General features: G+C 73.1%; 4 protein-coding genes. All 4 read right to left on the reverse strand.

Annotation, left to right across the window (positions count from 1 at the left end; genetic code table 11):
- On the reverse strand, positions 1–719 hold a 719-nt coding region (locus VOI19_RS16295), incomplete at its 3' end, for a DEAD/DEAH box helicase (RefSeq protein ID WP_323794016.1).
- A gap of 80 nt (positions 720–799) precedes the next feature.
- Positions 800–1,600: an NUDIX hydrolase gene (locus VOI19_RS16300; protein ID WP_323794017.1), complete on the reverse strand. Its 801-nt coding sequence runs from the start codon at positions 1,598–1,600 to the stop codon at positions 800–802.
- Positions 1,597–2,190, reverse strand: coding sequence for an isochorismatase family protein (locus tag VOI19_RS16305; RefSeq protein ID WP_323794018.1), 594 nt, complete (start codon positions 2,188–2,190; stop codon positions 1,597–1,599). The genes VOI19_RS16300 and VOI19_RS16305 overlap by 4 nt, the downstream gene beginning before the upstream one ends.
- The gene (locus VOI19_RS16310; RefSeq protein ID WP_323794019.1) at positions 2,187–3,560 is read right to left on the reverse strand and encodes a nicotinate phosphoribosyltransferase; all 1,374 of its coding nucleotides are present in this window, start codon (positions 3,558–3,560) and stop codon (positions 2,187–2,189) included. The genes VOI19_RS16305 and VOI19_RS16310 overlap by 4 nt, the downstream gene beginning before the upstream one ends.
- Positions 3,561–3,589: the final 29 nt, after the last annotated feature.

Below are 3,589 nucleotides of genomic sequence, written 5' to 3' on the forward strand. Positions count from 1 at the left end.
ACCTTGAGGTCCCAGCGCTTCTCGGCCGGGGGCGCGACGATCTCGACCGGGGCGGCCCCACCCAGGAAGCTCGCGACCTCCTCGAGCGGACGCACCGTGGCGGACAGCCCGATGCGCTGCACGGGCCGCTCGAGCAGGGCGTCGAGGCGCTCGAGGCTGAGTGCGAGGTGGGCGCCGCGCTTGCTGCCGGCCACCGCGTGGACCTCGTCGACGATGACGGTCTCCACCCCGCGAAGTGACTCGCGCGCCTGGCTGGTGAGCATCAGGAAGAGCGACTCGGGGGTGGTGATGAGGATGTCGGGAGGCGACGTCGACAGCTTGCGACGATCGGCCGGCGACGTGTCGCCCGACCGCACTCCGACGCGGACGTCCGGCAGCACCGTGCCGAGGCGGTCGGCGGTGTGCTTGATGCCGGTGAGCGGCGCACGCAGGTTGCGCTCGACGTCGACCCCTAACGCCTTGAGCGGGCTGATGTAGAGCACGCGGGTGCGTCGGATCTTGTCCTTCGGCGGCTCGGAGGACAGCAGCCGGTCGATGGAGGCGAGGAAGGCGCTGAGCGTCTTGCCCGACCCGGTCGGGGCCACCACCAACGCGTGCTTGCCCTCACCGATCGCGGCCCAGGCCCCCGCCTGCGCGGGGGTGGGGGCGGCGAAGGCAGCAGCGAACCAGGTGCGGGTTGGCTCGCTGAACGCAGCGAGCGGATCGACGGTCGGTGGCACCGGTCCAGTCTGCCCGGTCCCGCCGACACCGGCCTCCTCCTCAGGGTCAAGATCTGCCGACCGACGGTGGTTGAGGTACCTCAACCAGCGTCGGCGGGCCCAGCGTCGGTGTGGGGCGAGCGGAGCATCGGCGGTGAGATGGCCCCGGCGCCACCGCGCCGATAGAGCAGGGCGCGCCGACCACCTGCAGCCGACGGGGTGCCGTGGGCGTCGGTGGGGACGACGAAGTCGTCGGTGCCGAGCACCTTGCGGCGGAAGTTGCCGAGGTCCGGAGCGGCTCCCCACACCGCGGCGTAGACCCGCCGCAGCTCGGGAAGGGTGAAGGGCTCGGCGACGAACTCCAGCGCCAGGGTCGTGTACTCGAGCTTGGCGCGGATCCGCTCGACGGCGTCGCGCAGGATCTCGGTGTGGTCGAACGCCAGGCTCGGAGCGTCCGGAGCAGCGCCGCAGTCGGGGCCGAGCAGGTCGTCCACCGCCCACCAGCGCGCGCCCCTGGCGTCGGAGCCGGCCGACGGCTCGGGGAGGTCTGGGGCGAAGGCGACGTGGGCGACCGAGACGACCCGCATCCGCGGGTCGCGGTCGGGGGCCGAGTAGGTGCGAAGCTGCTCGAGGTGTCCGCCGTGTGCGCCGAAGCGCTCCACCCCGGTCTCCTCGGAGAGCTCGCGCCAGGCGGCGGACTCGGCGTCCTCGTCGGGCTCGACGAACCCGCCCGGCAGCGCCCACGACCCGGCGTACGGCTCGACCCCGCGCTCGACGAGGAGCACCGAGAACTGTCCTTCGCGGATGGTGAAGACCGCCAGGTCGACGGTGACGGCGAAGGCCGGGTGCGTGCCGTGGGGCAGGGGGTGCAGGGGGTGCGGGGGGCCAGCAGGGGTGCTCATCCGATCACCGCGCCCGCGGCGCCCATCTCCTCGAGCGCAGCGCGGCTCGTCTCCTCGGCGACGCCGGCGTGCAGACCGGGGAGCAGGGTCACCTCGAGTCCGGCGTTGCGGGCATCGAGCACCGTGGCGCGCACGCAGTAGTCGGTGGCGATCCCGACCACGTCGACCTCGGTGACGCCGGCCTCGTCGAGCACCGAGGCCACGGTGGCGCCGTCCTCGGTCTGGCCCTCGAAGGCGCTGTAGGCGGGCTGGCCCACCCCCTTGCGCACGTGGTGGGTGACGCGGCTGAGGTCGAGGCCGGGCGCGTAGTCGGAGCCGGGGCCGGTCGAGACGCAGTGCACCGGCCAGGTGGTGGCGAAGTCGGGTTCCTCGCCGGGCGCGTGGAAGTGCCCGCCGTTGGTGCTCCCGGCCTCGTGCCAGTCGCGCGAGGCGATCACGGCGGCGTAGGCGTCGCCGTGCTCCTCGAGGTGGCGTGAGATCGCGGCGGCGACGTCGTGGCCGCCGGTGACGGCGAGTGAGCCGCCCTCGACGAAGTCGTTCTGGACGTCGACGATCAGCAGGGCCTTGGCGCGCTCGGTCCGCTCGTTCATCGTGCTCCTCCTGGGGTGGTGGGACGGTCGGTGACGGTGAGGTACGGCGTGCCCGCCGCCACCGAGCGGGCGTGGGTGGGAAGCGTGGCGAGGGCCGCGGCGCAGTGCGCCCGCACCTCGTCGAGGCCGGGGGAGTGCACGAGGGCTCCGCCCCGGACGACCGGCACCTGCGGCTCACTCACGCCCGGCTCTCCTGGCTCTCCTGACGCTCCTGAAGATCTTGGCCCGACTGGCGGCTGCGGTCCGCTGTCGACGTCGTACCACTCGTCGATCAGGGTGCCGGCCTCGTGGCGGCGCCAGGCGTGCTTGCGTCCGCCGACCGAGGCCTTGTCGTGCGACTTCTTCGCCACCGGCCGGAGATCCGAGCCAGCAGCGTCGCCGACCGCGACGAGCTTGTAGACCATGCTCGCGGTCGGGTGGCCGGAGCCGGTCGCGACGCGGGTGCCGACGCCGTAGCCGTCGATCGGGGCGTCGCCGAGCGCCGTCAGCACGAACTCGTCGAGGTCGCTGGTGACGATGATGCGGGTCTCGGTCGCACCGAGCTCGTCCAGCAGCGCGCGGGCCTTGCCGGACTCCTCGGCCAGGTCGCCGGAGTCGATGCGGATCGCGCCGAGGCCGGACCCGGCGACCTCGACCGCCGTCCGGATCCCGGCGGGGGTGTCGTAGGTGTCGACGAGCAGCGTGGTGCCGACGCCCTGGGCGGCGACCTGGGCGGCGAAGGCCTCGGCCTCGGTGGCGTAGGCCAGCGTGAAGGCGTGCGCGGCGGTGCCGACGGTCGGGACTCCGTGCTCGATCCCGGCGGCGAGGTTGCTGGTCGTCGCGAAGCCGGCGACGTACGCCGCCCGGGCGACGGCGATCGCGGCCTGCTCGTGCGTACGGCGGCTGCCCATCTCGACCAACGGTCGTCCGCCCTGCTCGACGGGGCCGCCCGCAGCGAGCACCATTCGGGCCGCGGCGCTGGCGATGGCGCTGTCGTGGTTGAGGACGCTGAGCACGAGCGTCTCGAGCAGCACGCACTCGCCGAGGGTGCCGCGCACGGTGAGGATCGGGCTGCCCGGGAAGTAGAGGTCACCCTCGGGGTAGGCGTCGATGTCGCCGCGGAAGCGGAAGTCGCGCAGGTAGTCGGCGGTGACCTCGTTGATGACGCCCTCGGCGAGCAACCAGGCGACCTCGTCGGCGTCGAAGCCGAAGTCGGCGATCAGGGGGAGGAGTCGGCCGAGCCCTGCCACGACGCCGTAGCGGCGTCCGTCGGGGAGCCGGCGGGCGAAGGCCTCGAAGACGGCCGGGTGCGCCGCGCTGCCGTCGGTGACGAAGGAGGTGAGCATGGTGAGCTCGTAGCGATCGGTCAGCAGGCCGGGGGAGGTGGGCATCGGACGACTCCTGATGTTGTGGTCATTTT

The organism is Nocardioides sp. (assembly GCF_034670285.1).
In the GTDB taxonomy this organism is placed as follows: domain Bacteria; phylum Actinomycetota; class Actinomycetes; order Propionibacteriales; family Nocardioidaceae; genus Nocardioides.